The sequence below is a fragment of the Sabulicella glaciei genome, from assembly GCF_026183895.1.
In the GTDB taxonomy this organism is placed as follows: domain Bacteria; phylum Pseudomonadota; class Alphaproteobacteria; order Acetobacterales; family Acetobacteraceae; genus Roseococcus; species Roseococcus glaciei.
The window spans coordinates 90880-112705 of the sequence record NZ_JAPFQI010000014.1; the positions used below are offsets into that span (position 1 = coordinate 90880).

At 71.3% G+C, this 21826-nt stretch carries 23 protein-coding genes; 15 read left to right on the top strand and 8 right to left on the bottom strand.

Translation table 11 applies throughout. The features are described 5' to 3' along the window. The first annotated feature begins 156 nt into the window (after positions 1–156). From rbfA to rpsO, 3 genes are read left to right on the top strand one after another with little or no spacing between them, the layout of a single operon-like run. Positions 157–579, top strand: a complete 423-nt coding sequence (gene rbfA, locus OF850_RS16335; protein WP_301591379.1) for a 30S ribosome-binding factor RbfA — start codon at positions 157–159, stop codon at positions 577–579. Continuing rightward, positions 572–1513, top strand: coding sequence for a tRNA pseudouridine(55) synthase TruB (truB, locus tag OF850_RS16340; RefSeq protein ID WP_301591380.1), 942 nt, complete (start codon positions 572–574; stop codon positions 1511–1513). Before rbfA ends, truB begins: the two co-directional genes overlap by 8 nt. 47 nt (positions 1514–1560) lie before the next feature. Continuing rightward, on the top strand, positions 1561–1830 hold the full coding sequence (gene rpsO, locus OF850_RS16345) for a 30S ribosomal protein S15 (RefSeq protein ID WP_301591381.1): 270 nt from the start codon (positions 1561–1563) through the stop codon (positions 1828–1830). A gap of 48 nt (positions 1831–1878) precedes the next feature. On the opposite strand, the gene trmB is transcribed toward rpsO, so the two are convergent. From trmB to OF850_RS16360, 3 genes are all read right to left on the bottom strand, one after another. Further along, entirely contained in the window at positions 1879–2550 is a 672-nt protein-coding gene (trmB, locus tag OF850_RS16350) for a tRNA (guanine(46)-N(7))-methyltransferase TrmB (RefSeq protein ID WP_301591382.1), read from the bottom strand. 77 nt (positions 2551–2627) lie between these two features. Next, positions 2628–3815, bottom strand: a complete 1188-nt coding sequence (gene metK, locus OF850_RS16355; protein ID WP_301591383.1) for a methionine adenosyltransferase — start codon at positions 3813–3815, stop codon at positions 2628–2630. A 108-nt stretch (positions 3816–3923) separates the two neighbouring features. Further along, a complete protein-coding gene (locus OF850_RS16360; protein ID WP_301591384.1) occupies positions 3924–5264 on the bottom strand; it encodes a D-amino acid dehydrogenase in 1341 nt (446 codons plus the stop codon). Here OF850_RS16360 and OF850_RS16365 point away from each other — a divergent pair. From OF850_RS16365 to OF850_RS16375, 3 genes are all read left to right on the top strand, one after another. Beyond that, complete coding sequence (locus tag OF850_RS16365) at positions 5263–5997, top strand: class I SAM-dependent methyltransferase (protein WP_301591385.1); 735 nt, start codon at positions 5263–5265, stop codon at positions 5995–5997. The genes OF850_RS16360 and OF850_RS16365 overlap by 2 nt on opposite strands. Then, on the top strand, positions 5994–7169 hold the full coding sequence (locus tag OF850_RS16370; protein ID WP_301591386.1) for a BaiN/RdsA family NAD(P)/FAD-dependent oxidoreductase: 1176 nt from the start codon (positions 5994–5996) through the stop codon (positions 7167–7169). The genes OF850_RS16365 and OF850_RS16370 overlap by 4 nt, the downstream gene beginning before the upstream one ends. Positions 7170–7253: 84 nt before the next feature. Beyond that, positions 7254–9659 (top strand): PAS domain-containing protein, encoded by a 2406-nt coding sequence (locus OF850_RS16375; protein WP_301591387.1) that lies wholly within the window; start codon positions 7254–7256, stop codon positions 9657–9659. Positions 9660–9677: 18 nt separating this feature from the next. Here the strand turns inward: OF850_RS16375 and OF850_RS16380 are convergent, their stop codons facing one another. Then, positions 9678–11387, bottom strand: a complete 1710-nt coding sequence (locus OF850_RS16380) for an AI-2E family transporter (RefSeq protein WP_301591388.1) — start codon at positions 11385–11387, stop codon at positions 9678–9680. Between the two features lie 84 nt (positions 11388–11471). Here OF850_RS16380 and OF850_RS16385 point away from each other — a divergent pair, with 84 nt between their 5' ends. The 7 genes from OF850_RS16385 (at position 11472) to OF850_RS16415 (ending at position 16347) form a co-directional block, all read left to right on the top strand. Further along, entirely contained in the window at positions 11472–11918 is a 447-nt protein-coding gene (locus tag OF850_RS16385; protein ID WP_301591389.1) for a Dps family protein, read from the top strand. Between the two features lie 50 nt (positions 11919–11968). Beyond that, positions 11969–12364, top strand: a complete 396-nt coding sequence (locus tag OF850_RS16390; RefSeq protein WP_301591391.1) for a hypothetical protein — start codon at positions 11969–11971, stop codon at positions 12362–12364. Between the two features lie 33 nt (positions 12365–12397). Next, positions 12398–13216 (top strand): PRC-barrel domain-containing protein, encoded by an 819-nt coding sequence (locus OF850_RS16395; RefSeq protein ID WP_301591392.1) that lies wholly within the window; start codon positions 12398–12400, stop codon positions 13214–13216. A gap of 74 nt (positions 13217–13290) precedes the next feature. Further along, entirely contained in the window at positions 13291–14133 is an 843-nt protein-coding gene (locus tag OF850_RS16400) for a YihY/virulence factor BrkB family protein (protein ID WP_301591393.1), read from the top strand. 248 nt (positions 14134–14381) lie between these two features. Further along, positions 14382–14717 (top strand): hypothetical protein, encoded by a 336-nt coding sequence (locus tag OF850_RS16405; protein ID WP_301591394.1) that lies wholly within the window; start codon positions 14382–14384, stop codon positions 14715–14717. A gap of 53 nt (positions 14718–14770) precedes the next feature. Beyond that, positions 14771–15604: a diacylglycerol/lipid kinase family protein gene (locus OF850_RS16410; protein WP_301591395.1), complete on the top strand. Its 834-nt coding sequence runs from the start codon at positions 14771–14773 to the stop codon at positions 15602–15604. Continuing rightward, positions 15601–16347 carry a metallophosphoesterase family protein gene (locus tag OF850_RS16415; RefSeq protein WP_301591396.1) on the top strand — a complete coding sequence of 249 codons (747 nt, stop codon included), beginning with the start codon at positions 15601–15603 and terminating at the stop codon, positions 16345–16347. The genes OF850_RS16410 and OF850_RS16415 overlap by 4 nt, the downstream gene beginning before the upstream one ends. Positions 16348–16354: 7 nt before the next feature. On the opposite strand, the gene OF850_RS16420 is transcribed toward OF850_RS16415, so the two are convergent. After that, positions 16355–16978 (bottom strand): response regulator transcription factor, encoded by a 624-nt coding sequence (locus tag OF850_RS16420; protein WP_301591397.1) that lies wholly within the window; start codon positions 16976–16978, stop codon positions 16355–16357. A gap of 180 nt (positions 16979–17158) precedes the next feature. On the opposite strand from OF850_RS16420, the gene OF850_RS16425 reads away from it, so the two are divergent. Beyond that, on the top strand, positions 17159–18502 hold the full coding sequence (locus OF850_RS16425) for a PRC-barrel domain-containing protein (protein ID WP_301591398.1): 1344 nt from the start codon (positions 17159–17161) through the stop codon (positions 18500–18502). Between the two features lie 57 nt (positions 18503–18559). Here the strand turns inward: OF850_RS16425 and OF850_RS16430 are convergent, their stop codons facing one another. Genes OF850_RS16430 through OF850_RS16440 form a run of 3 tightly spaced genes read right to left on the bottom strand, consistent with a single transcriptional unit; the run spans position 18560 to position 21405 of the window. After that, the gene (locus OF850_RS16430; protein ID WP_301591399.1) at positions 18560–19747 is read right to left on the bottom strand and encodes a vWA domain-containing protein; all 1188 of its coding nucleotides are present in this window, start codon (positions 19745–19747) and stop codon (positions 18560–18562) included. 3 nt (positions 19748–19750) lie between these two features. Further along, positions 19751–20560, bottom strand: coding sequence for an alpha/beta hydrolase (locus tag OF850_RS16435; protein WP_301591400.1), 810 nt, complete (start codon positions 20558–20560; stop codon positions 19751–19753). After that, positions 20557–21405 (bottom strand): AAA family ATPase, encoded by an 849-nt coding sequence (locus OF850_RS16440; protein ID WP_301591401.1) that lies wholly within the window; start codon positions 21403–21405, stop codon positions 20557–20559. Before OF850_RS16440 ends, OF850_RS16435 begins: the two co-directional genes overlap by 4 nt. On the opposite strand from OF850_RS16440, the gene OF850_RS16445 reads away from it, so the two are divergent. Beyond that, positions 21404–21826 (top strand): multidrug DMT transporter permease, encoded by a 423-nt coding sequence (locus OF850_RS16445; RefSeq protein WP_301591403.1) that lies wholly within the window; start codon positions 21404–21406, stop codon positions 21824–21826. The genes OF850_RS16440 and OF850_RS16445 overlap by 2 nt on opposite strands.

Consider the following 21826-nt stretch of genomic DNA (forward strand, 5'->3'; position numbering starts at 1 on the left):
GGCAGTTTCCCTGCCCTCAGACGCCGGGCGGCGGCTTTAGCCGCCTGGGCTGAACGCGCCGCCACGGTTTCGTGCGCGGCGCGTTCAGCCTGGGCGCGCCGGCCGCCGTGCGGCCGGCTTCTCACAGCGGGGTCCCAATCCCCGGAAGGAGTTCCCATGGCCAACAAGCGCCCCCATCATGACCCCGCCCAGGGCCCATCCCAGCGCCAGCTTCGCGTCGCGGAGGAGGTGCGCCACGCCCTCGCCTCCGTGATCGAGCGCGGCGACTGGCAGGACGAGGCCCTGTGGGGCGTTCCCATCACGGTCACCGAGGTTCGCGCCTCGCCGGACCTCAAGCACATGACGGCCTTCGTGTCCGGGCTGGGCCGCGACCTCGCGCCGGACAAGATGGCGGCGCTGAAGGCCAATGCCCCCTGGCTGCGCCAGCAGGTGGCGCGGCGGGTGCGGCTGAAATTCGCCCCCGAGATCCATTTCCAGCCCGACACGGCGCTGGACCACGCCGTGCGGATGAGCGCGCTGATGCGCCAGCCCGAGATCGCGCGCGACCTTCAAAAGAAAGACGAGGACGGGGATGCGTAACTTCCGCCGCAAGCCCAAGGGCCGGCCCATCGATGGCTGGCTGATCGTGGACAAGCCCACGGGCATCGGCTCGACAGAGGTGGTGAACATCGCCAAGCGCGGCTTCCAGGCGCAGAAGGCGGGGCATGGCGGGACGCTGGACCCGCTGGCCACCGGCCTCCTGCCCGTGGCCTTCGGCGCCGCCACCAAGACCGTTCCCTACGTGATGGACGGCACCAAGGTGTACCGCTTCACCCTGCGCTTCGGCGAGGCGCGCGACAGCGACGACGCGGACGGGGCGGTGACGGAAACCAGCGACGCCCGTCCCACGGACGAGGCGATCCAGGCCGCCCTGCCCGCCTTCCGCGGCGACATCATGCAGGTGCCGCCCATCTATTCCGCCATCAAGGTGAATGGGGAGCGGGCCTACGACCTCGCGCGCGACGGCGTGGCGGTGGAGCTGGAGGCCCGCCCGGCGCGGGTGGACCGCTACGAGCTGATCGAGCGTCCGGATGCCGACACCGCCATCTTCGAGGTGCAGTCGGGCAAGGGCGTCTACATGCGTTCCCTGGCGCGCGACCTCGCGCGGGCTGTCGGCACGGTGGGCCACATCGCCGCCCTGCGCCGGACGCGGGTCGGACCCTTCCACGAGAAGGACGCCGTCGCGCTGGACAAGATCGCCGCTTCGGGCGATACCCCGCCTCCTTCGCTGGACTTCCTTCTCCCGCTCGCGACCGCGCTGGCCGACATCCCGGCACTGGCCGTCTCGGAAGGGGAGGCCGCGCGTCTCGGCTTCGGCCAGGATCTCAGCCTGGTGGATTTCATGGGGCGCGTTCCGGACGCCGCCAACCCCGATGGGGGCCTGGTGCGCGTGACGGCGGCAGGACGGTTCGTGGGTCTTTGCCGCCTGGAGGAAGGGCGGCTGCGGCCCGAGCGTCTGATGGCACAGGCCTGACGGCGCGGCGCACCGGCTTCGCACTCCAGACACAAGGGACACACCCGATGTCGATCACCGCGGAGCGCCGCACAGCGCTCATCTCCGACTACGCCACCAAGCCCGGCGACACGGGCAGCCCCGAGGTGCAGGTCGCCCTGCTCTCCGAGCGCATCTCCAACCTGACCGAGCACCTGAAGACCCACGCGAAGGATTTCCATTCGCGCCGTGGCCTGCTGGTCCTGGTCGGCCAGCGCCGTGGCCTGCTGGACTACGTGAAGAAGAAGGACCAGGGCCGCTACGAGGCGCTGATCGGCCGTCTCGGCCTGCGCCGCTGAGGCGCTTTCTTCGAGGGATCGGGAAAAGGGGGCTTCGGCCCCCTTTTTTCATGCCCGTTGGAACACCCAGTAGAAGGGCGTCCGCCCCTCGCGCAGCGCCTTCTGCTCGTAGCGCGTCGGCGGCCAGCATTCGGGGCGCAGCGCGACGCAGCTGACCTGCTCGAAATGCCGCTGGTCGCGGAATGTCTCCATCACCCAATCCTGGTAGGTCGGGTCGTCGCTGGCGATGCGCCATTCCGCGCCCGGCTTTAGCACGCGCGCCACCACCGGCAGCATGGCCGGATGGACGAAGCGCCGCTTGGCATGGCGCGCCTTGGGCCAGGGGTCCGGGAACATCAGGAACAGGCGCGACAGCGACGCATCCGGCAGCGCGGCGATCAGGTCCCGCGCATCCTGCGGCCACAGGAACAGCCGCTCCGGCAATGGTGCCGTCCCCTCCTCGCCGTCGGGCACCAGCCGCGACAGGAGCGAGCACAGCCCGTTCTCGAACACCTCGCTCGCCACCAGTGTCACCTCGGGATGCGCCGCGTGCTGCGCCAGCGCGTGCTCGCCGCCGCCGAAGCCGACCTCCAGCCAGAGCGGATCGGGCAAGGGACCCTGCGACGGGTCGAAGCGCAACCGGGGCAAGGTTTCAGCCAGCAGCCTTTCCTGGCGCGGGCGCAACGGGTGGCCGCGCCGGCGGCCATAGAGCCGCAGCGGGACGCCTTCGGGCAGGGTCATCCGGCTTCTCTCCCCCAAGAAATGCAAAGGGCGGGACCGAGGCCCCGCCCTCCAGCGCCATCAGGAAGGCGGTGGTGTCAGCGGCCGAAAGCGCGCTTCAGCTCGTCCACCAGGTCGGTCTTCTCCCAGGTGAAGGTGCCCTTCTCCGAGTCGGGCGTGCGGCCGAAATGCCCGTAGGCGGCGGTCGGCACGTAGATCGGGCGGTTCAGGTGCAGGTGCTCGCGGATGCCGCGCGGCGACAGGTTCACGAGCCCGTCCATCACCTTGGCCAGCTTGGCCTCGTCCACGTCCTTGCCGGTGCCGTGCAGGTCGAAATAGACCGAGAGCGGCTTCGACACGCCGATCGCGTAGGAGACCTGGATGGTGCAGCGCTCGGCGAGGCCGGCGGCGACCACGTTCTTCGCGACGTAGCGCGCGGCATAGGCGGCCGAGCGGTCCACCTTGGTCGGGTCCTTGCCGGAGAAGGCGCCGCCGCCATGCGGGGCCGCGCCGCCATAGGTGTCCACGATGATCTTGCGGCCGGTCAGGCCGCAATCGCCGTCCGGGCCGCCGATCACGAAGGTTCCGGTCGGATTCACGTAGAGCTCGGAATCCGGGCACATCCAGCCCTTGGGCAGGCTGCTCTCGATGATGGGCTGCACCATCGTTTTGATCTGCGCCTGCTCCATCCCCTCGACATGCTGGGTGGAGAGCACGACCGAGGTGGCGCCGACCGGCTTGCCGTCCACGTAGCGCAGCGTCACCTGGGACTTGGCGTCGGGCAGGAGGCCGCGCACCGCCACGTCGTTGGCGCGGCGCATCTCGCTGATGCGGCGCAGGATCAGGTGCGCGTAGTAGAGCGGCGCGGGCATGAGGTCCGGCGTCTCGGTGCAGGCGTAGCCGAACATGATGCCCTGGTCGCCCGCGCCCTCGTCCTTGTTGCCGGCGGCGTCCACGCCCTGGGCGATGTGGGCGGACTGGGCATGGAGGTGGCACTCGACGGTGGCATGGCGCCAGTCGAAGCCGTCCTGCTCGTAGCCGATATCCGCCACGGCCATGCGGGCCTTGTGCATCAGCAATTCCGGTGTGATGGAGCCGGGGCCGCGCGTCTCGCCGGCGATGACGATGCGGTTCGTCGTGACCAGCGTCTCGCAGGCCACGCGCGCATAGGGGTCGGCCTCCAGGAAGGTGTCCAGCACGGTGTCGCTGATGCGGTCCGCCACCTTGTCGGGGTGGCCCTCGGAGACGCTCTCCGAGGTGAACAGGTACTCGCCCTTGTCGCGCATGGCGTGGTTCGGCCTCTTGTCGCTTTGTTGGGTGGAACCGGACACCCCCGGTCGGAGCGCCTGCCGATGGCGGCGCGCCGCACCCCTTGGCAGGGTGCGGCGCGGGGGTCAAGGCAGGGTGAATCCATCTGTGGGAATCGGCGCGGGGCGACCGACCATCATCGCCGCCACCACCGCGGCGCTGCCCATCGCCAGCGTGAAGCCGAGCGATCCATGCCCCAGGTTCAGCCAAAGATTGGGCGCCGCCAGTGTCGGGCCGAGGATGGGCAGGCCGGTGGGGGTCGAGGGGCGCAGGCCCGCCCAGGGACGGATCTCGCCCCAGTCGCTGGCCCCAGGGAAGGTGGCGCGGGCCTGGCGCAGCAGGGTGGTCAGCCGGCTTTCCTCGATGCGCCGGTCATGGCCGACCAGGTCGGCCATGCCGGCCACGCGCAGCCGCTTGCCGAGGCGCGCATAGACCACCTTGGCCGCGCTGTCGGTAACCGAAAGCCGCGGCGCTTCCGACTCGTCGACCACGTCGAGGGTGAGGGAATAGCCCTTGAGCGGGTAGATCGGCAGGTCGAGGCCAAGGGGCCGCAGCAGCGGCCGCGCGCCGTTGCCCAGCGCGACGACGAAGTGATCCGCCTCGATCGGCCCCTCCTCCGTCGCCACGGCGCGGATGCGGCCATCGGCGCGGATGATCTGGCGGATGCGCGCGCCGAGGCGCAGCGTGACCGCCGCGTTGCCGCGCGTCAGCCGCTCCGCCAGCGCCTCAGAGAAGCGGCGCGCGTCGCCCGCCTCCTCGCTCTCGGTCAGGATGCCGCCGGCGATGCGATGGGCGATGTGGCGCAGCGCCGGCTCCGCTTCCAGGCATTCCTCGCGCGACAGGGCGCGCTGCTCGCTGCCCAGCCGCGCCTGGAGTTCCATCTGGCGCCGCGCCCCCGCCATGCCCCCTTCGTCCGGCTGCACCACCAGCTTGCCGGCGCGCGTGAAGTCGAAGTCGAGGTCGGGCAGCGCAACGGTTTCGCGCATCAGGTCGCGCGAAAGGTAGGAAAGCAGCAGGAGGCGGCGCGTGGTCTGCTCCGCCGTGTCGGCGTTGCAGGCGCGGATGAAGCGCAGCAGCCACTTCCACTGGTGCGGGTCGGCTTCCGGCCGTAAGCGCAGCGGCCCATCCGGGTCCATCAGCCAGGACGGCACCTTGCGGAGCACGCCCGGCCCGGCGAAGGGCGCGACATAGGAATAGGAAAGCTGCCCGCCATTGGCGAAGGAGGCGCCCCGGCCCGGGGAGGGCTCCGCGTCGAGCACGGTGACGCGCCAGCCTTCGGCGGCAAGCAGATGCGCAGTCGAGAGCCCGACGACCCCCGCGCCCAGGACCAGGACATGCATGACGCCATGGTGCGGCGCGGCCGGGCGGAGGTCCAGGGTGGGCGGGCGTTTCCGCTGGCCCGAATAGGGCGCTAGACACGCGCCCATGGATGACGAAGCCCTCCGCGCCGCGATCGCCCGGCATTTCTGGTTCCACAGCATCGAGCTGCGCCCCGGCATCGTCACGCCCGGCCTGAAGACGCCAGAGATCATGCATGCGGAGGAGGAGGCGCTGCTGGGCTCCTTCGACCTGTCCGGGTTGTCCGTGCTGGATATCGGCGCCTGGAATGGCGGCTTCACCCTGGCGGCGCTGCGGCGCGGCGCGGGGCGCGTGCTGGCCACGGACAGCTTCACCTGGGACGCGCCGCATTTCCGCGGCCGCGAAACATTCGACCTCGCCTGCGCCGCCTCCGGCCTCCGGCCCGAGGCGCGGCATCTGGACCCGACCGAGCTGCCGGCCGGTCTCGATCCCTTCGACCTCGTGCTGTTCCTGGGCGTGTTCTACCACCTGCGCGACCCGATCCCGGTCGTGGACGCGCTGGGCCAGGTGACGCGGCAGGTGCTGCTACTGGAAACGCACCAGGATGCGCTGGAGGAAAAGCGCCCGGCGATGATCTTCTATCCGGGCGACGAGCTGGTGGGCGACGCGACCAACTGGTGGGGGCCGAATCCGCCGCTGATCCTGCACCTGCTGCTCCAGGCCGGATTCGACCGGGTGCTGTACCGCCCCCACCCGGTCTTCGGTCGCTCGCGCGGGCTCTACGCCGCCTTCCGGCCCAGGGCCTCCCCGGCCCTGCGAGAGGCCCTGCCCGCCCCCTGGACGGAGATGTCGCCCGCTTGAAACCGGAAGCCTTCGACGTGGTGGTGCTGGGGGCCGGCGCCGCCGGCCTCTACTGCGCCGCCACGGCGGGGCAGCGCGGGCGGCGCGTGCTGGTGCTGGACCATGCGCCGGAACCGGGGCGCAAAATCCTGATCTCCGGCGGCGGGCGCTGCAACTTCACCAACCTCCACGGCGCCGACCCGGCGCGCTACCTGTCGGGCAATCCGCGCTTCGCCCGCTCCGCCCTGGCCCGCTGCACGCCGCAGGATTTCCTGGCCCTGGTCGAGCGGCACCGCATCCCCTGGCACGAGAAGACGCTGGGTCAGCTGTTCTGCGACCGCTCGGCGCGCGACATCCTCGGCCTGCTGCTGGCGGAATGCGACGCGGGCGGGGTGGATCTGCGCTGCGGCCATCGAATCACCGCGCTGGACCGGGCGGAACGCTTCCGCGTGGAAACCGATCGCGGCACCTTCGAGGCGCCGTCCCTGGTCCTCGCCACGGGCGGCCCGTCCATCCCGAAGATGGGCGCCACCAGCTTCGCCGCCGAGGCGGCTCGGCGCTTCGGCCTCGGCGTCACGCCGCTGCGCCCGGCCCTGGTGCCGCTGCGGTTCGAGGGTCCGTCGCTCGACCTCATGCAGCCCTTGTCGGGCGTTTCCCTGCCTGTCCGCGCCGCCTGCGGCGGGGCGCGCTTCGAGGAAGCGCTGCTCTTCACCCATCGCGGCCTCTCGGGGCCCGCCATCCTGCAGGTCTCCTCCTTCTGGCGCGAAGGCATGCCTCTCGCGCTCGACCTGCTGCCGGGGGTCGATGCACGGGACTGGCTGCTTTCCCTCAAGCGAAGCCAGGGGCGCAGCGAGGCGCGCACCGTGCTGGGAACCCGCCTGCCCGCACGCCTCGCCGCCGCTCTGGCTGAGGGGATGGGTCGCCTCGCCGACCTGCCGGACCGCAGCCTCTCGGCCCTGGCCGCGCGGCTGTCGGACTGGCAGCCGGTTCCTTCCGGCACCGAAGGCTACGCAAAGGCCGAGGTGACGCTGGGCGGCGTGGACACGGCGGATTTGTCGCAGAAGGACATGCAGGCGCGCAGCGTGCCGGGGCTGTTCGTGGTGGGCGAGGCGGTGGACGTGACCGGCTGGCTCGGCGGCTACAATTTCCAATGGGCCTGGAGCAGCGGACGGGCGGCCGGCCTCGCGGCGTGACGCGCCGGGGCGATTCATGCAAGAGTGAGTCGAACCCATCCTCTCAACCGCCGGTCCCCATTGCCCCTGGTTCTTCGCGCCCTGTTGCTGCTCCTTTTCGCTCTGATTCCGGCCGCGCTGGTGCAGGTCTGGATGGAGCGCGAAGCCCGTGAGACGCGGGCGGAGCAGGTGGCCGAGCAGTCGATGCGGCTCGTGCGCTTGGTCGCGGCGCAGCAGGTCCGCACGCTGGAAGGAGCACAGCAGGTCCTCGCCGCCATGGCCGCGCACCGTGCGGTGCAGGCGCTGCGGCCCAGCGACGAATGCGAAGACTTCCTGCGCGGCGTTCTGCAAAGCTACACGCGCTACACCATCGCCAACGTCTTCGACCTTGCCGGCAACTCGGTCTGCTCCCCCTGGCCGGAGGAGATGCGCAACATCAACGTCCGCGACCGCTGGTATTTCAGCGAGGTCCTCCGGACGCGCAGCTTCGTGATCGGCACGTTCGGCACGGGCCGGGCCACCAGCACCCCGAGCATCCACCTCGCCGCGCCCCTTTTCAACGACGCGGGCGAGGTACGGGCGGTGATGGTGCTGGGCCTGTCGGTGGATTGGCTGGTCCGCGACCTCCTGTCGCTGGAACTGCCCGAAGGCTCCTCCTCCACCATCGCGGATCGCGAGGGAACGATCCTGGCCCGGTCGCGCGACCCGGAGAGCTTCGTGGGGCGGCGCATGGCGCCCTTTGCCATGGCGCTGCTGAACAAGCCGGAGCCCGGCATTATCGACGCGCCGGCCCTGGACGGCGTGCGTCGCGTCGCCGCCTATCTTCCCGTCCAGGCGGCGCCGGAGGGGCTGTTCATCACCATGGGCCTCGACGCCAGCCGGGTGCTGCGCGACGCGGCGGCGCGGGACCGGCGTTCCGTGTCGCTGATCCTCGGCTCGCTCCTGCTCACCTTCCTTCTGTCCCTCGCCGGCTTCGGGGCGGCGGTCCAGAGGCCGGTGCGGCGCCTCCTCGCCACCGCGCGGCGCTGGGGGCGGCAGGACTGGGATGCTCGGGTCGGGCCGATCGGGGGCGGGCGGGAATTCGCCCGCCTGGCCGAGGCCTTCGACGCCATGGCGGCCGAGGTGCAGGCGCGCGAGGCAGCACGGGCCGAAAGCGAGAGCCGGCTTTCCGCCCTGCTCGACCTGTCGCCGCAGATCGTCTTCACCGCCGACTCTCGCGGCCACATTACCTGGATCAACCGGTTCTGGTACGAATACACCGGCCAGCCCCAGGGCTCCGGCCTGGGCACAGGCTGGGCCGCCCCCATCCACCCGGACGACCGCGCCCGCACCGGCGAGGCCTGGACGGCCGCCGTCGCGCGAGCAGACACGACGGGCGCGGAACACCTGCTGGAGATGCGCATCTTCCACGCCGCCAGCCGCAGCTATCGCTGGCAGGTGGTGCGTGCGCGCCCGCTGCGCGACATGGCGGGCAAGGCGATGGGCTGGATCGGCATCTCCGTGGACACGCACGAGCTTCGCGAAGCACAGGCCGAGGCCGAGGCCGCGGCCCGCCGCCTCCGCGCCACCTATGAAAGCGCGCCCGCCGGGCTGGCCCTGTTGAACCGCGACCTGCGCTTCATCGCGGTGAATCGTCGCCTCGCCGCCCTCGATGACCGAGAAGCGGGCGACTACGTGGGCCACACGCCGGAGGACCTGGGACTCGATCTTGCCCCGCAGATCATGCCCCTGCTGCGCTCCGTCGTGGAAAACGGCGAGGCGCATGAGGAGGTGGAGGTCACGCTGGACACGGAACAGGGGCGCCGCGTCCTGCTCTGCGGCTTTCGGCCCGTGTACGACACCAGCCCGGCAGCGGCCGCCGTCACCGCCGCCGTGCTGGACATCACCGCCCGCAAGCGCGCGGAGGACGTGGAGCGCCTCCTGTCACGGGAGGTGGACCACCGGGCCAAGAACGCGCTCGCCGTCGTGCGCTCCCTGGCCCGGCTGTCCCTGGCCGAGGGCCATGGCAGCGCCGAGGCCGTGGTGGAGGCGCTGGAAGGCCGGATCTCGGCCATGGCGCGGGTCCACACCGTACTGGCGCGCGAACGCTGGACCGGGGCCGAACTTGGCGAGTTGGTGCGCGGGGAGCTGGAGGCCTATGGCAGCGCGGCGCAGGCCGAGGGGCCCGAACTTCGCCTGTCCAGCGAGGCGGCGCAGCCCCTGACCATGGTGCTGCACGAGATGGCGACCAACGCGGCGAAATACGGCGCGCTTTCCGTCGGCACCGGCCAGGTCCTCGTGCGCTGGCGGCGCGAGGCGGATGGCGGCGTCGTCCTCACCTGGGAGGAGCGCGGCGGCCCCGAGCTGCCCGGCACGCCCCCCGTGCCCGGCTTCGGCTCCCGCCTCATCGAGGCGAACGTGAACGGGCCGCTGGAGGGCGAGGCGGAATTCCTCTGGGAAAAGGAGGGGCTGCGCGCGACGCTGCGGATCGCGCCGGAGGCGACACTGCCCCGTCCCGAGGGCGAGGGCTGATCCCTCGATCCGCCGCGCTCACTGCGCGGCCTCGGCCTTGGCCTCCGGCCCCTCCTCTTCCGCCTCCTCCTCCTCGGGGAGAAGCGGGCGCGCCTCGTCCATCAGCCGCGGCAGCTCCGTGATCCAGGGGCCGATCGCGGCGCCCGAAACGGCCTGCTCCGCCTCGTCGGTCACGGCGAAAAGGATGGAGCGCGGGGCCAGTTGCCGCGCCGTGCGCAGGGCACGCCAAAGGCGCGGGCGCCCGGCGCCCGATGCCATCACCAGCACCGCAAGGTCGGCGCGGCGCGGCTCCAGCGTCACGCAATGCCCCTCCTCCACCAGGGCGAGGCTCACCGCCGCCGCCGCGGCGTGGTCCAGCGCCCCGGCCATGGGACGCACGACGATGTGAGGCTCCGCCGACTCCTCGCCCCGCTCCTCCAGCACGCGCAGCAGGGTGCGCGACGCCCGCAGCGCCAGGGCGGGGCCGAAGCCCTCGTGCCGGCGGTCGGCTTCCACCTGAGCGATGGCGGGGAACACGAACCGGTCGAGCGCGTCGTTCAGGTCCTCGGCGGTGGCGTGGCGGTCGAAGATCAGGCCTGCCCCATCCGCGTCGCCGGCCAGGAGGCGCTGGTAGAACCGCGCCTGCGGCTCAAGCGGCGGGCTGTCGCCCAGCAGCACGTCCAGGAAGCGGAACCCCGGCACGTGGCGCCCGACGATCACGATGCAGGCGGTCAGCGCCGGGGCGAGGATCAGGCCGAGCGGCCCCCACAGCACCGCCCAGAACCCGGCGGCCAGCACGAGGGCGATGGGCGTCACGCCGATGGAATGGCCGTAGATCCACGGCTCCAGCACATAGGTCACGAGCCCGTCCACGACGACGAACAACCCGATGACACCCAGCACCGCCCACCACCCTTCCGTGGCGGCAAAGGCCAGCACCATCGGAAAGAGGACGGAAAGCGGGGCGCCCAGATAGGGGATGAAGCGCAGCGTGAAGCACAGCGCGCCCCAAAGCGGGGCATTCGGCAGGCCGAGCAGCCACAGCCCGATCCCCATGGAGGCGCCGAACACCGCATTCATCATGACCTGCATCAGCAGGAAGCGCCCGACGCGGTCCGTCGCGTCCAGCATGGCATTGGTGGTGCGGTGCAGGTCGTGCGTCCCGGCGAGGCGCAGCACGCGGTCGCGCAGATCCTCGCGATACACCAGCAGGAAGGCCATCAGCAGCAAGGTGATCAGCACGGTGGCGACGGGCGCCATCACCATGTGCAGCACCCCGAGCATGGTGGCGAGCGGCGACGACGCGCCGGCGGCGACGGCCACCGTGGCCGCCGGATGCTCGCGCGGCGGGGCGAGCGCAGCCGAAAGCCGCTCGAACAGCGCCATCACCCCCTGGATCGGGCCGGAGCTTTGGGTCAGCGCGACGAGCTTCTCCCGCAGCGTGGTCTCGTAGGAGGGAAGTTCGGCCGCCAGGGCCAGGGCCTGCGACACCACGGTCCACAGCACGCCGCTGATCACCCCCAGCAGCAGCAGCATCACCGCCAGCACGGCGACCACGCGCGGCACGCCCACCTTCTCCAGCCAGTTTGCGATGGGAAGCGCGGCGATGGTCAGCAGCAGGGCCAGCGCCAGCGGGGCCAGGATGTCCCGCCCGAGCCACAGCACGGCCACGACACCCGCGACGACAAGCAGCCTCTGCACGAGATCGGAGCGCGAGGGAACGGCGTAGTGCGTCTGGAAGGGTGCCATGAGTCCTCCGGCCCCGCTGCAACGCGGCGCCGCGCGCGGGCGTTGCTGGCCCGGAATTGACATTCAGTTCATAGGAGACATGGGATGTCCGGCAAGAACGAGGGCGTGACCGAAGGTCTGAAGGGCTTCCTGGCGGACACCTACGTGCTCCTCGCCAAGACGCAGGCCTGCCACTGGAACGCGCGCGGCAAGAACTTCTACGGCATCCACAAGCTGACCGAGGAACAATACGGGGAGCTGTTCCAGGCCGTGGACGAAATCGCCGAGCGCATCCGCGCCCTGGGCGGCGATGCGCCTGTTTCCCTGGCCGACATGCTGGGCCTCGCCAGCCTCGACGAGGCGAAGGAGGTGCATGCGACGGATGAGGCGGTGCGCCTGCTCACCGCCGACAACCGTGCCCTGGCCGAGCGCGCGAAGGAACTCGCCCTCGACGCCGACGAGGCGGATGACCTCGCCACCGCGGACATGCTGACCGAGCGCGTGCAGGTGCACGAGAAGGCGGCGTGGATGCTCTCCAGCCACCTCGGCTGAAACCCCCGGGGCGGCGAGCCCGTTTCGAAGACACCCAAGCAAGGAAGCGGATGATGGACACCCCCACCACCTACGGCGACCTGCGGAACACCGCGGATGACAAGGCCCGCGACCTTGGCAGCAAGGCGCAGGGCATGGCCGACGACATGTCCGAGAAGGCCCAGGACCTGGCCCGGGACGTGAGCGACCGCGCCCAGCATCTTGCCGAGGACGCCCGTGCCGAACTCATGGCGCTGCGCGAGAAGGTCGAGACGCTGATGAGCGAGCGCGTCACGCCCGCGCTGAACCATGCGGCCGACCAAGCCGAGGCGACGATGAACGCGGCGCGCACGCATCTGCGCGACGGCGGCGAGCGGATCGGCGAGCGCGTGCGCGAGCAGCCGCTGCTGGCCCTCGCCCTTGCGGCCCTCGCGGGCTTCATCGTGGCGGCGCTGGTTCGCCGCTGAGCGACAACAGGGAAACGCGAAAGGAAGACGGAAATGCAAACCAAGCACACGCTGGGCATGACGGTTCTGGCGGGCGCCCTGGTGGCGCCGATGCTGGCCTTCGGCCAGGCCGCCAACCAGTCCACCACAGCGCCCGGCACTGCGCCTGACACCGCCATGTCGCGCCAGCCGGACGGCACGCCGAGCAACCCGCCGGGCACTGCCGCGACGCGCGCCCTGGACCGCGCCGCCGGCACCAATGTCTCGGGCGCCAACCCTCAGAACGCGGACGGCACGGCCAACAACCCGCCCGGCACGGCGGTCGGCCGCGCGGCGGAACGCGCGGGTGACGCGGCGCGCGAAGGCGCCCGCAACACCACGACCAGCAGCACCTCGGGCAGCGGCACGTCTGGCAGCACCAGCAGCAGCACGGGCACCGTCCAGCACGGGCACACCGGCTCCTCTGCCATGGGCACGATGGGCAGCAGCACCACGTCGACACCGGCCCCTGGCGCCACGACGGATGGCCGCGCCAATGTCTCCACCACCGCGGCCGGTGCCGCCGGTGCGCTGGGCACGGCGGGCGGGCTGCTGGCGGAACGGCAGCGCATGAGCCAGATCATCGGCTCGCGCGTCTACAACGACCGCAACGAGACGATCGGCGAGGTGGACGACATCGTCGTCACCGGCAGCCAGCCGACGGCGATCATCTCCGTCGGCGGCTTCCTGGGCCTCGGCGCCCGACTCGTGGCCGTGCCGATCTCGGACCTGCAGTGGAACCAGGAGCGCGAGCGGATCATGCTGCCCGGCGCGTCGAAGGAGCAGCTGCAGAACCGCCCGGCCTTCGACTACAGCAGCCTGCGCCGCTCCTGATCGGGGTGGCTCAACATGGGGGCGGCGCGTCTGCGCCGCCCCTTTTCCATGCTCGCGCGCCCGCAAGGTGAGCCGTGTCCGACCTCGCCATCGCCGCTGAACGCCGCCCCGGCATCCTGCGCCGCGCCTACGCGGTCGCAACCTCGGACAAGATCTCGCTCACCTCCGCGGGGTGCGCCTTCTACGCCATGCTGGCGCTGTTCCCGGCGCTGAGCCTCGCCATCTCCATCTACGGCATGGTCTTCGACCCGGTGACGGTGGAGCCGCAGCTGGAGATCCTGCGCCGCGTCCTGCCCGAGAGCACCTTCTTCCTCATCGCCACGCGCGTGCATGAGCTGGTCTCGACCCCACGCCCCACGCTGGGGATCGGCATGGGCATCAGCCTTCTGATCGCGCTGTGGTCGGCCTCGGCCGGGGTGCGGTCTCTGATGGCGGCGCTCAACCTCGCGCACGACCAGGCGGAGGAGCGCGGCGCGCTCGCCTTCTACGGCACGGCACTGACCATCACGATCGGCGCGATCCTCGCGGTGGTGGTGGGCATCGCCCTGCTGGTCGGCCTGCCGCAGGCCCTGGCCTTTCTTGGGCTCGACGAGTTCACGGCGCTGCTGGTGCGCATCGCCTCCATGGTCCTGCTGCTGGGCGCGGTGCTGTGCGCGGTGAGCATCCTCTACCGCCTCGGCCCGGCGCATCCGCCGGAGAACTGGCGCCTGTTCAGCCCCGGCGCCATCGCCGCGACACTGCTCTGGGCGATCGCGAGCGCGCTCTTCTCCTTCTACGTCAGCAGCTTCGCGGGCTACGACGCGACCTATGGGCCGCTGGGCGCCGCGGTGGCGCTGCTGATGTGGTTCTACGTCAGCACCTATGTCGTGCTGCTCGGCGCCGAGCTGAACGCGGAGGTCAACCGTTCCGCCGCGTGAACCCGGCGCCGCTCGTGGCCTCGCTCAGCTCAGCACGCCGAAGAGCCACAGCAGGATGATGATGGGGATAGGAATGCCGATCAGCCACAACAGGATGCCGCGCATGGTCTGTTTCCTTTGCTGCAATGGGCAGGATGCCCATGGCCCGGGAACGTTGCCTGCGCAGGGGGGGTTTCCGGCAACCGCAACCTTCCGGGCGCGTTCGATTGGCACCCGAAAGGGTTGACTTCATCAGGAAGGATAAGCTGATGCGAAACCTGCTTCTGTTGCCGGCTGCCGTGCTGGCCCTTGGCGTGACCGCCTGCGCCGATACGCGCGATGGAACCCGCGGCAACCCGCCCGGCACCGAGGCGACCCGCGCCCTGGATCGCGCCGCTGGCACCAATGTCTCGGGCGCTTATCCGGGCCAGTCCGATGGCACCGCGGCGAACCCGCCGGGCACGGCCGCCACGCGCGCCGTGGACCGTGCCGCCGGCACCAATGTCTCGGGCGCTTATCCGGGTCAGTCCGATGGCACCGCGGCGAACCCGCCGGGCACGGCCGCGAGCCGCGCCGCGAACCGCGCAGCGCGCACCCGCCGCTGACGCGAACGGGACTGGGCCCTCGCTGGCCCAGTCCCATCTTCCCCCGTCCAGGCATGAAGGCCGCGCTCCTCCTCAATCCGCTCTCTGGCCGCCTGTCCCGCATGGAGGAGCCCCGCGCCGCCATCGAGGCCGCGATGCGCGAAGCCGGATTCACCCCACTCCCCGTTCCTGACGGCACGCTTGACGCGCAATGGGACACCGCGCGCGAAGCCGGTGCCGAGGCGATGTTCATCGCCGGCGGCGATGGGACGCTGCGCGCCTTCGTGCAACGCCTCATCGAGGCCCGCCTGCCCTGCGCCTTGCTACCAGGTGGGACGATGAACCGCGTCTGCCTGCGCCTGGGCCTGCCAGAGGATCCGGTGGAGGCCGCCCGCCTTTACCGCCCGCTTCCGCCCGAAGGGCTGGATGTCGGCTTCGTGAACGGTGAACCCATGCTTTACCAGAGCATCGTCGGGCGCCCTGCCCGGCTCCTGCGCTTTCGAGAGATGCAGCGCGCCGGCGGTTCCTGGTGGCCACTCCTCGTCACCGCCTGCCGCAACCTGTTCCGCCCGCCCTGGCGCGACGTGATCGTGCCGCTCGCCCCGGCGACGCGTGCCACCGGCCTCGCCGCCGTGGTGACCATGCCGGCGCCCGGCGACGGGTCGAGCCTCACCCTGCAGCTCATCCAACCCGCGGGGCCTGGCGGGCGGATTCGCCTCGCGTGGCGCTGGTTCCGTGGCCGACTGGCAGAGGATGCTTCCGTCATCACGCTGTTCGGGCAGCGCTTCGCCGTGCATGGGCGCGCACGCCTGCTGCGCGTGTCGCTGGATGGAGAGATGCGCATGCTGGTCCCGCCGCTGCGCTTCCGCCTCGCGCCGCTGGCGCTTGCCGTGCTGCCGCGCGCATGATCCGCCTCGCTTTCCTGTCCGACCTGCATTTCGGCGAGGGCACGCTGAAGGCCGAAGAGGCGTTGCTCGACGACCTCCTCGCCGCCGACCCCTCCGCCGTGCTCGTGGGTGGCGACCTGACGCGCCGCGCCCGCGCCCGTGAGTTCGCGGCGGCGCAGCGCTTCCTGGCGCGGCTGGAGCGGCCAGTGCTGGTGGTGCCAGGCAATCACGACATCCCGCGCGGCGACCTCTGGGCGCGCTTCACCTCGCCTCGCGCCGCCTGGGCGGAAGCCGGGCTTCCCGTGGCCGATGGCGAGCTGGTGATCGGCAATTGGGCCATTCTGGGCCTCGATACGGTGCGTCGGATCCAGAGGCATCTCGACTGGTCGGCGGGCGGGGTGTCGCGCGCGCAGCTCGCCTCCCTTCCAGCGCGGGTCGCGATGGTCGGCGAACGTCGGCGGCTTGTGCTGTGCCATCACCCGCTGCGCCACCCGGCGGGGCTGACGGGACGGCAGCGCCCGCGCCGCGCCGACACCGCCCTTGAGGTCTTGGCGCAGCTGGGAGTCGAGGCCGTGCTGTCCGGCCACCTCCACATCGCCGCGCGCATCGCCGGCAAGCCGGAGCAGGTGCTGGCCCCCACCGCCCTGTCGCCGCGCACGAAGGGCTCGCACATGGGCTGGCTGAAGCTCACCCTCGGTGACGGGCCGCTGGGCATTGAGGCGCACGAGGCGACGGAGGAAGGCTGGCGCGTGCGGACGCTCTAGCCGGGCTTCACGGTGCCTCCAGTGGATGAAGCCCGCCTTCCAGGGCGATGCGCACCGCCTCCGGCAAGCTCGTGGCGCCGATCTTTCCCATGGCGTTGCAGCGATAGCTTTCCACCGTGCGCGGGCTCAGCCCGAGGTCTCGCGCGATCTCCTTGTTCTGCCGCCCGGCGACGACATGGCGCAGCACCTCCGTCTCCCGCGCCGAAAGCCGCCCGAGCCGGCTTGCGGCCTCCGCCCCGGGGGAGGACGTGGGCGCCTGTCCATGGGCGAGCGCCGCTTCCACGCAGCGCAGCAGGGCCTCGGCGGAGAAAGGCTTCTCGATCACGTCGCAGGCGCCTTCCTTCATCGCCTGCACCGCCAGGGCTACGGAGGCATGGGCGGTCATGATGACCACCGGGTGCGGCAGTCCGCGCTGCGCCAGCTCGCGCTGGATGCCGAGGCCGCAGGAGCCGGGCATGCGGATGTCGAGCAGCACGCAGCCGCGCGGCAGAGCCCCGGCGAGGCGAAGGAAGGCCGCCCCGTTGGGAAAGGTCCTGACGTGGCGGCCCGTCTCCTCCAGCAGCAGCGCGACGGCATCGCGCAGCGTGGGGTCGTCATCCACCACGTAGCAGGCGCCGGACGTCCCGGTCATCCGCTGCTCCGTCGGTTACGGGCGGAACGCGCGGGAACGCCGCATGGATGCAGGAGTTGCCGGGCGTGGCCTCCGTGCGGATACGGGTGCCGGCGCGTCAGGCGGGTCCCCAGCTTCCTGGCTGGACGCGGCGTGGGCCCTCCCCCTTCCCGCCTGCCGCGCAATCAAAGGGAAAACGCCATGACGAAAATGACCCGCGCCGAAGGGCGCCACGTTTCCATTCCAGCCCTCCCCGGCCGCGCCGCGCTGCTGGCGGGTGCCGCGGCCTTCAGCCTTATGGCCGGGGGCGCCTTCGCGCAGGGCACCACCGCCCCGTCGGGGGCCGGCGCGCCGCCGCAGGCGAGCCCGACCCAGGGCACGGGCCAGACGGGCGCCACCGGTCAGACCGGCATGGGCCAGATGGGCGCCGCCGGGCAGACCGGCACGACTGGGCAGGCTGGCGCCCAGGGCGGCGCATCGCAGCAGGCGGGCATGGCGGACCAGCTTCGCGCTGTCGAACAGTCGCTGCGCAATTCCGGTGAGCAGCTGAATGCCGCCCAGGCCGGCCAGACGCCCAATTTCGACCAGGCCCGCGCCGCGGTGCAGGCGGGGCAGCAGGTGCTGGGCCGCGTGCCGCAGAACGCGCAGGGCCAGGACAGCTTCCGCAATGCGCAGCGCGAGCTTTCCGAGGCGCAGCAGGCCATGCAGGGCGGGCAGCCCGATCGCCAGCAGGTGGCGACCCAGTTGCGTGAGGCGGCGGACTCGTTCGGCGCGCTGATGCGCGGCATGGGCGGCACCGCTTCCGCCCAGGGCACCACCGGCCAGCAGCAGGTGGCGGTGCAGCAGGGCCAGGCCCAGGTGAACGTGCAGCAGCCGGCCCCGCAGATCACGGTGCAGCAGCCGCAGCCGCAGATCACCGTGCAGCAGCCCCCGCCGCAGGTGACCATCAACCAGCCGCCGCCGCAGGTCACGATCAACCAGCCCGAGCCGCGCGTGACCGTTCAGCAGCAGCAGCCGCAGGTGCGCGTCCAGCAGGCCGAGCCGCAGGTGACCGTGCAGCAGCCGGGTGAGCCGCAGGTGCGCGTGCAGCAATCCGGTCAGCCGCAGGTCACCACCGAGGGCGGCCGGAACACGCAGCAGGCGCAGCAGGGTTCGCAGCCCGGCCAAACGAACCAGGGCGGGGCGGCGAACGTCCAGCGCACCGTTTCCCCGGGCGCGGCCACCAACCTTCAGAGCGCGCAGAGCCTGATCGGCACAAACGTGGTCGGCTCGAACGGGCGTGACGCCGGCGAGGTGCGGAACCTCGTCGTGGACAGCAGCGGCCAGGTGCGCGCCGCGCTGGTCGAGTGGGGCGGCTTCCTGGGCCTGGGCACGCGCGAGGCACTGGTGCCGATCGACCGGATCCGCATGGGCCAGGGCAATGAGCGCGCCACGCTCAACATGACGCGGGAGGAGCTGGAGCGGCTGCCGCGCTACGAGAGCAACCGCCTGGCCGAGCAGGGCCGCGAGCAGGGCTGGGGCGACAACCTCCGCCTTGCCCGGTAAGCCTGCCGCAGCCGAAACGGGGCGGCCCTTTCGCGGGGGTCGCCCTTTTTCATGCGCTCAGCGCAGCGCCTTGGCCATGCGGTCCAGCCCGTCCAGCGTCATGGGGAACATCCGGTCCTCCAGGATGCGGTTGATCAGCATCACCGTGCGCGTGTAGCTCCAATGCCCCTCGGGCACCGGGTTGATCCAGCCGACGCGGCGGAAATGCGCGCAGATGCGCCGCAGCCACACCTCGCCCGCCTCCTCGTTCCAGTGCTCGACGCTGCCGCCGGGCTCGACCAGCTCATAGGGGCTCATGCTGGCATCGCCGACGAAGACGACGCGCCAGTCGGGGCCGTAGGTGCGCAGCACCTCCTCCGTCCGGATCAGGTTCTCCGAGCGGCGGGCATTGGTCTTCCACAGCCGCTCATAGGGGCAGTTGTGGAAGTAGAGGTGGACGAGGTGCTTGAACTCGGAGCGGGCGGCGGAGAACAGCTCCTCGCTGGCGCGGATGTGGTCGTCCATGGAGCCGCCGATGTCGAGCAGCAGCAGCACCTTCACCGCGTTGCGGCGCGGCGGCTGCATCCGCAGGTCCAGCGTGCCGGCATTGCGCGCCGTGGCGCCGATCGTGCCCGCCATGTCCAGCTCATCCGCCTCTCCCTGGCGGGCGAAGCGGCGCAGGCGGCGCAGGGCGAGCTTCATGGCGCGGGTGCCAAGCTCGGCATCGTCGGCCAGGTCGCGGAACTCGCGCTTGTCCCACACCTTCACGGCGGAGCGGCGGCGCCCGCCCTCCTGCCCGATCCGCACCCCTTCCGGGTTGTCGCCATAGGCGCCGAAGGGCGAGGTGCCGGCGGTGCCGATCATGCGGCTGCCGCCCTGGTGGCGCTTCTTCTGCTCCTCCAGGCGCTGCCGCAGCAGGTCCATCAGCGCCTGGAACCCGCCGGCCCGCTCGATCGCTTCGCGTTCCTCGTCGGAGAGCATCTTCTCCGCCAGCTTGCGAAGCCATTCCTCCGGCAAGTCGCGGGTGATGAGTTCGCCGGTGATGGTGGTCTCGGGCAGGACGCCTTTGAAATGCTCGCTGAAGACGCGGTCGAAGCGGTCCATGTGCCGCTCGTCCTTCACCAGCGTCGCGCGGGCGAGGAAGTAGAAATCCTCCACGTTGTATTCCGCCACGCCGGCCTTGGTGGCGCCCACCAGGGCGAGCCACTCCGTCAGCGAGCAGGGCAGGCCGGCGGCCCGCAGCTTGAGGAGGAAGGAGGCGAACATGGCTCAGCCCTCCGCCAAGCGGCGCAGCTCCGCCGCGAAGCCATGATCCCAGACGCCGTCCACGACGGAGTTGTGCGAGCCGGGGATGTCGTGGAACCGCGCCTGCACGCCGCGCGCGGCCAGCGCCCGCACATAGGCCTGCGCCATGGAGGGAGGCGTGACCGTGTCGCCCGCGCCGGTATAGGCGACAACCCGCGCCCTGGCCGGCACGGAGGAGGCGACGGCCAGGGGATCCACGCTGGCGGTCCAGGGCCGCCGCCCGAGCCGCATGGATACAAGATCGCAGGCGCAGCCCAGCAGCACCGCCCCATCCAGCACGTCCGGATGGAGGGCCAGGATGCCGGCCAGGGTCGCCGCCCCGCCCGAATGCCCCACCCCGACGACGCGGCGCGCCCCGCTGCGCGCACGCAGCGCCGACACCGCTTCCGCCACCAGACGCAGATTGGCAGGAGTGTAGTGGTCGACCCGCCCGTTCAACGCCCCGCTCGAGACGCGCCCGTCGCCCGCCGGGTAGCCGGGCCGCACGAGGGCGACCACGGCGTTGCCTGGCAATGCCTCGGCGATGCGCCGTGCCAAGTCGCGATGGTAGCGCGCCGGCCCGCCCGTGGAGACGTCTCCATGCAGCACGACGACGAGCGTCTCGCTCGTGGCGGCGCCGAAGCCGTCGGCGGCGAGGCAGCCGCCCCCCACCGGCACGAAGCGCGCGGAGTCGGCGGCGCAGGCGGCAGGCGCGGCGCCGGTCACGGAGGCGCCCTCCTGCGGCGTGCATCCCCCCAGCAGCACGAGAAGCGGCAGGAGGGGCGCGAGCCTCATCCCCGCCGCCCGCGATGGAGGAAGGCCAGCCGCTCCAGCAGGTGCACGTCCTGCTCGTTCTTCAGCAGCGCACCGTGCAGCGGCGGCAGCGCCACCTTCATGTCGGCGGTGCGCAGCGCCTCGGGCGGCATCTCCTCGGCCATCAACAGCTTCAGCCAGTCCAGAAGTTCGCTCGTCGCGGGCTTCTTCTTCAGCCCGTCCACCTCGCGCAGCAGGAAGAAGGCATTCAGCGCCTCGCTCGCCAGCTCTTTCCCCACGTCGGGGTAATGCGCCTCGACGATGCGCTCCATCGTCTCGCGGTCGGGAAAGCGGATGAAGTGGAAGAAGCAGCGGCGCAGGAAGGCGTCCGGCAACTCCTTCTCGTTGTTGGAGGTGATGACGACGATGGGGCGATGCAGCGCCTGTACCGTTTCCCGCGTCTCGTAGACATGGAACTGCATGCGGTCGAGCTCGAGCAGCAGGTCGTTCGGGAACTCGATGTCGGCCTTGTCGATCTCGTCGATCAGCAGCACCACCGGCGTCTCGTGGGTGAAGGCCTCCCACAGCTTGCCGCGGATGATGTAGTTGCGGACGTCGCGCGCCCTCTCCTCGCCGAGCTGGCCGTCGCGCAGCCGGGCCACGGCGTCGTATTCGTAGAGGCCCTGCTGCGCCTTGGTCGTGCTCTTGATGTGCCATTCGATCAGCGGCAGGCCGAGGCCCCCCGCGATCTCCTGCGCCAGCACGGTCTTGCCCGTGCCGGGCTCCCCCTTCACCAGCAGCGGGCGCTGGAGGGTGACGGCGGCGTTCACCGCGACCTCGAGGTCGCGGGAGGCGATGTAGCGGCTGGTACTCTGGAAACGGGCCATGCGGCATCTTTCCCTGTCCGGCTTTCTGCGCCAAGCACCCCCCAGCGCGTTCCGCACCGGGCGGGCGCGGCCGGGATTCGCCATGGACGCTTATTTCCCCGCCCTGATCGCCCTTTCCGTCGCGGGCTTCATCGAGACGCGCTCCTCCATCCCGGCGTTGCGCCCCAGCGATCCAGGCGCCGACTACGCCTTCCGGATGCTGGGCCGCTTCGCCTTCACCATCTGGCTGGTGCTGCTGCTGTGGGGGTTGTGGAAGTTGCCCTGGTGGCAGCCCGTCTCGGGCTTCGTCGGCTCGCTGGCGGCCAATGCGCTAGTGCTCCAGGCCGGGCCGCGCCGCTCCTGGCCGGTGATCAGCATGGTGCTCTCGGTGGCGGGACTGTTCCTGGCCGCCGCCGTGTGGCTGCTGGCCCGCACGCCCTGA

Bases quoted from the DNA above. Each gene is read 5' to 3' on its own strand.
- rbfA (WP_301591379.1), top strand. From the start codon at position 157: ATGGCCAACAAGCGCCCCCATCATGACCCCGCCCAGGGCCCATCCCAG.
- truB (WP_301591380.1), top strand. From the start codon at position 572: ATGCGTAACTTCCGCCGCAAGCCCAAGGGCCGGCCCATCGATGGCTGG.
- rpsO (WP_301591381.1), top strand. From the start codon at position 1,561: ATGTCGATCACCGCGGAGCGCCGCACAGCGCTCATCTCCGACTACGCC.
- trmB (WP_301591382.1), bottom strand. From the start codon at position 2,550: ATGACCCTGCCCGAAGGCGTCCCGCTGCGGCTCTATGGCCGCCGGCGC.
- metK (WP_301591383.1), bottom strand. From the start codon at position 3,815: ATGCGCGACAAGGGCGAGTACCTGTTCACCTCGGAGAGCGTCTCCGAG.
- OF850_RS16365 (WP_301591385.1), top strand. From the start codon at position 5,263: ATGGATGACGAAGCCCTCCGCGCCGCGATCGCCCGGCATTTCTGGTTC.
- OF850_RS16360 (WP_301591384.1), bottom strand. From the start codon at position 5,264: ATGGGCGCGTGTCTAGCGCCCTATTCGGGCCAGCGGAAACGCCCGCCC.
- OF850_RS16380 (WP_301591388.1), bottom strand. From the start codon at position 11,387: ATGGCACCCTTCCAGACGCACTACGCCGTTCCCTCGCGCTCCGATCTC.
- OF850_RS16385 (WP_301591389.1), top strand. From the start codon at position 11,472: ATGTCCGGCAAGAACGAGGGCGTGACCGAAGGTCTGAAGGGCTTCCTG.
- OF850_RS16390 (WP_301591391.1), top strand. From the start codon at position 11,969: ATGATGGACACCCCCACCACCTACGGCGACCTGCGGAACACCGCGGAT.
- OF850_RS16395 (WP_301591392.1), top strand. From the start codon at position 12,398: ATGCAAACCAAGCACACGCTGGGCATGACGGTTCTGGCGGGCGCCCTG.
- OF850_RS16405 (WP_301591394.1), top strand. From the start codon at position 14,382: ATGCGAAACCTGCTTCTGTTGCCGGCTGCCGTGCTGGCCCTTGGCGTG.
- OF850_RS16410 (WP_301591395.1), top strand. From the start codon at position 14,771: ATGAAGGCCGCGCTCCTCCTCAATCCGCTCTCTGGCCGCCTGTCCCGC.
- OF850_RS16415 (WP_301591396.1), top strand. From the start codon at position 15,601: ATGATCCGCCTCGCTTTCCTGTCCGACCTGCATTTCGGCGAGGGCACG.
- OF850_RS16420 (WP_301591397.1), bottom strand. From the start codon at position 16,978: ATGACCGGGACGTCCGGCGCCTGCTACGTGGTGGATGACGACCCCACG.
- OF850_RS16425 (WP_301591398.1), top strand. From the start codon at position 17,159: ATGACGAAAATGACCCGCGCCGAAGGGCGCCACGTTTCCATTCCAGCC.
- OF850_RS16430 (WP_301591399.1), bottom strand. From the start codon at position 19,747: ATGTTCGCCTCCTTCCTCCTCAAGCTGCGGGCCGCCGGCCTGCCCTGC.
- OF850_RS16435 (WP_301591400.1), bottom strand. From the start codon at position 20,560: ATGAGGCTCGCGCCCCTCCTGCCGCTTCTCGTGCTGCTGGGGGGATGC.
- OF850_RS16445 (WP_301591403.1), top strand. From the start codon at position 21,404: ATGCGGCATCTTTCCCTGTCCGGCTTTCTGCGCCAAGCACCCCCCAGC.
- OF850_RS16440 (WP_301591401.1), bottom strand. From the start codon at position 21,405: ATGGCCCGTTTCCAGAGTACCAGCCGCTACATCGCCTCCCGCGACCTC.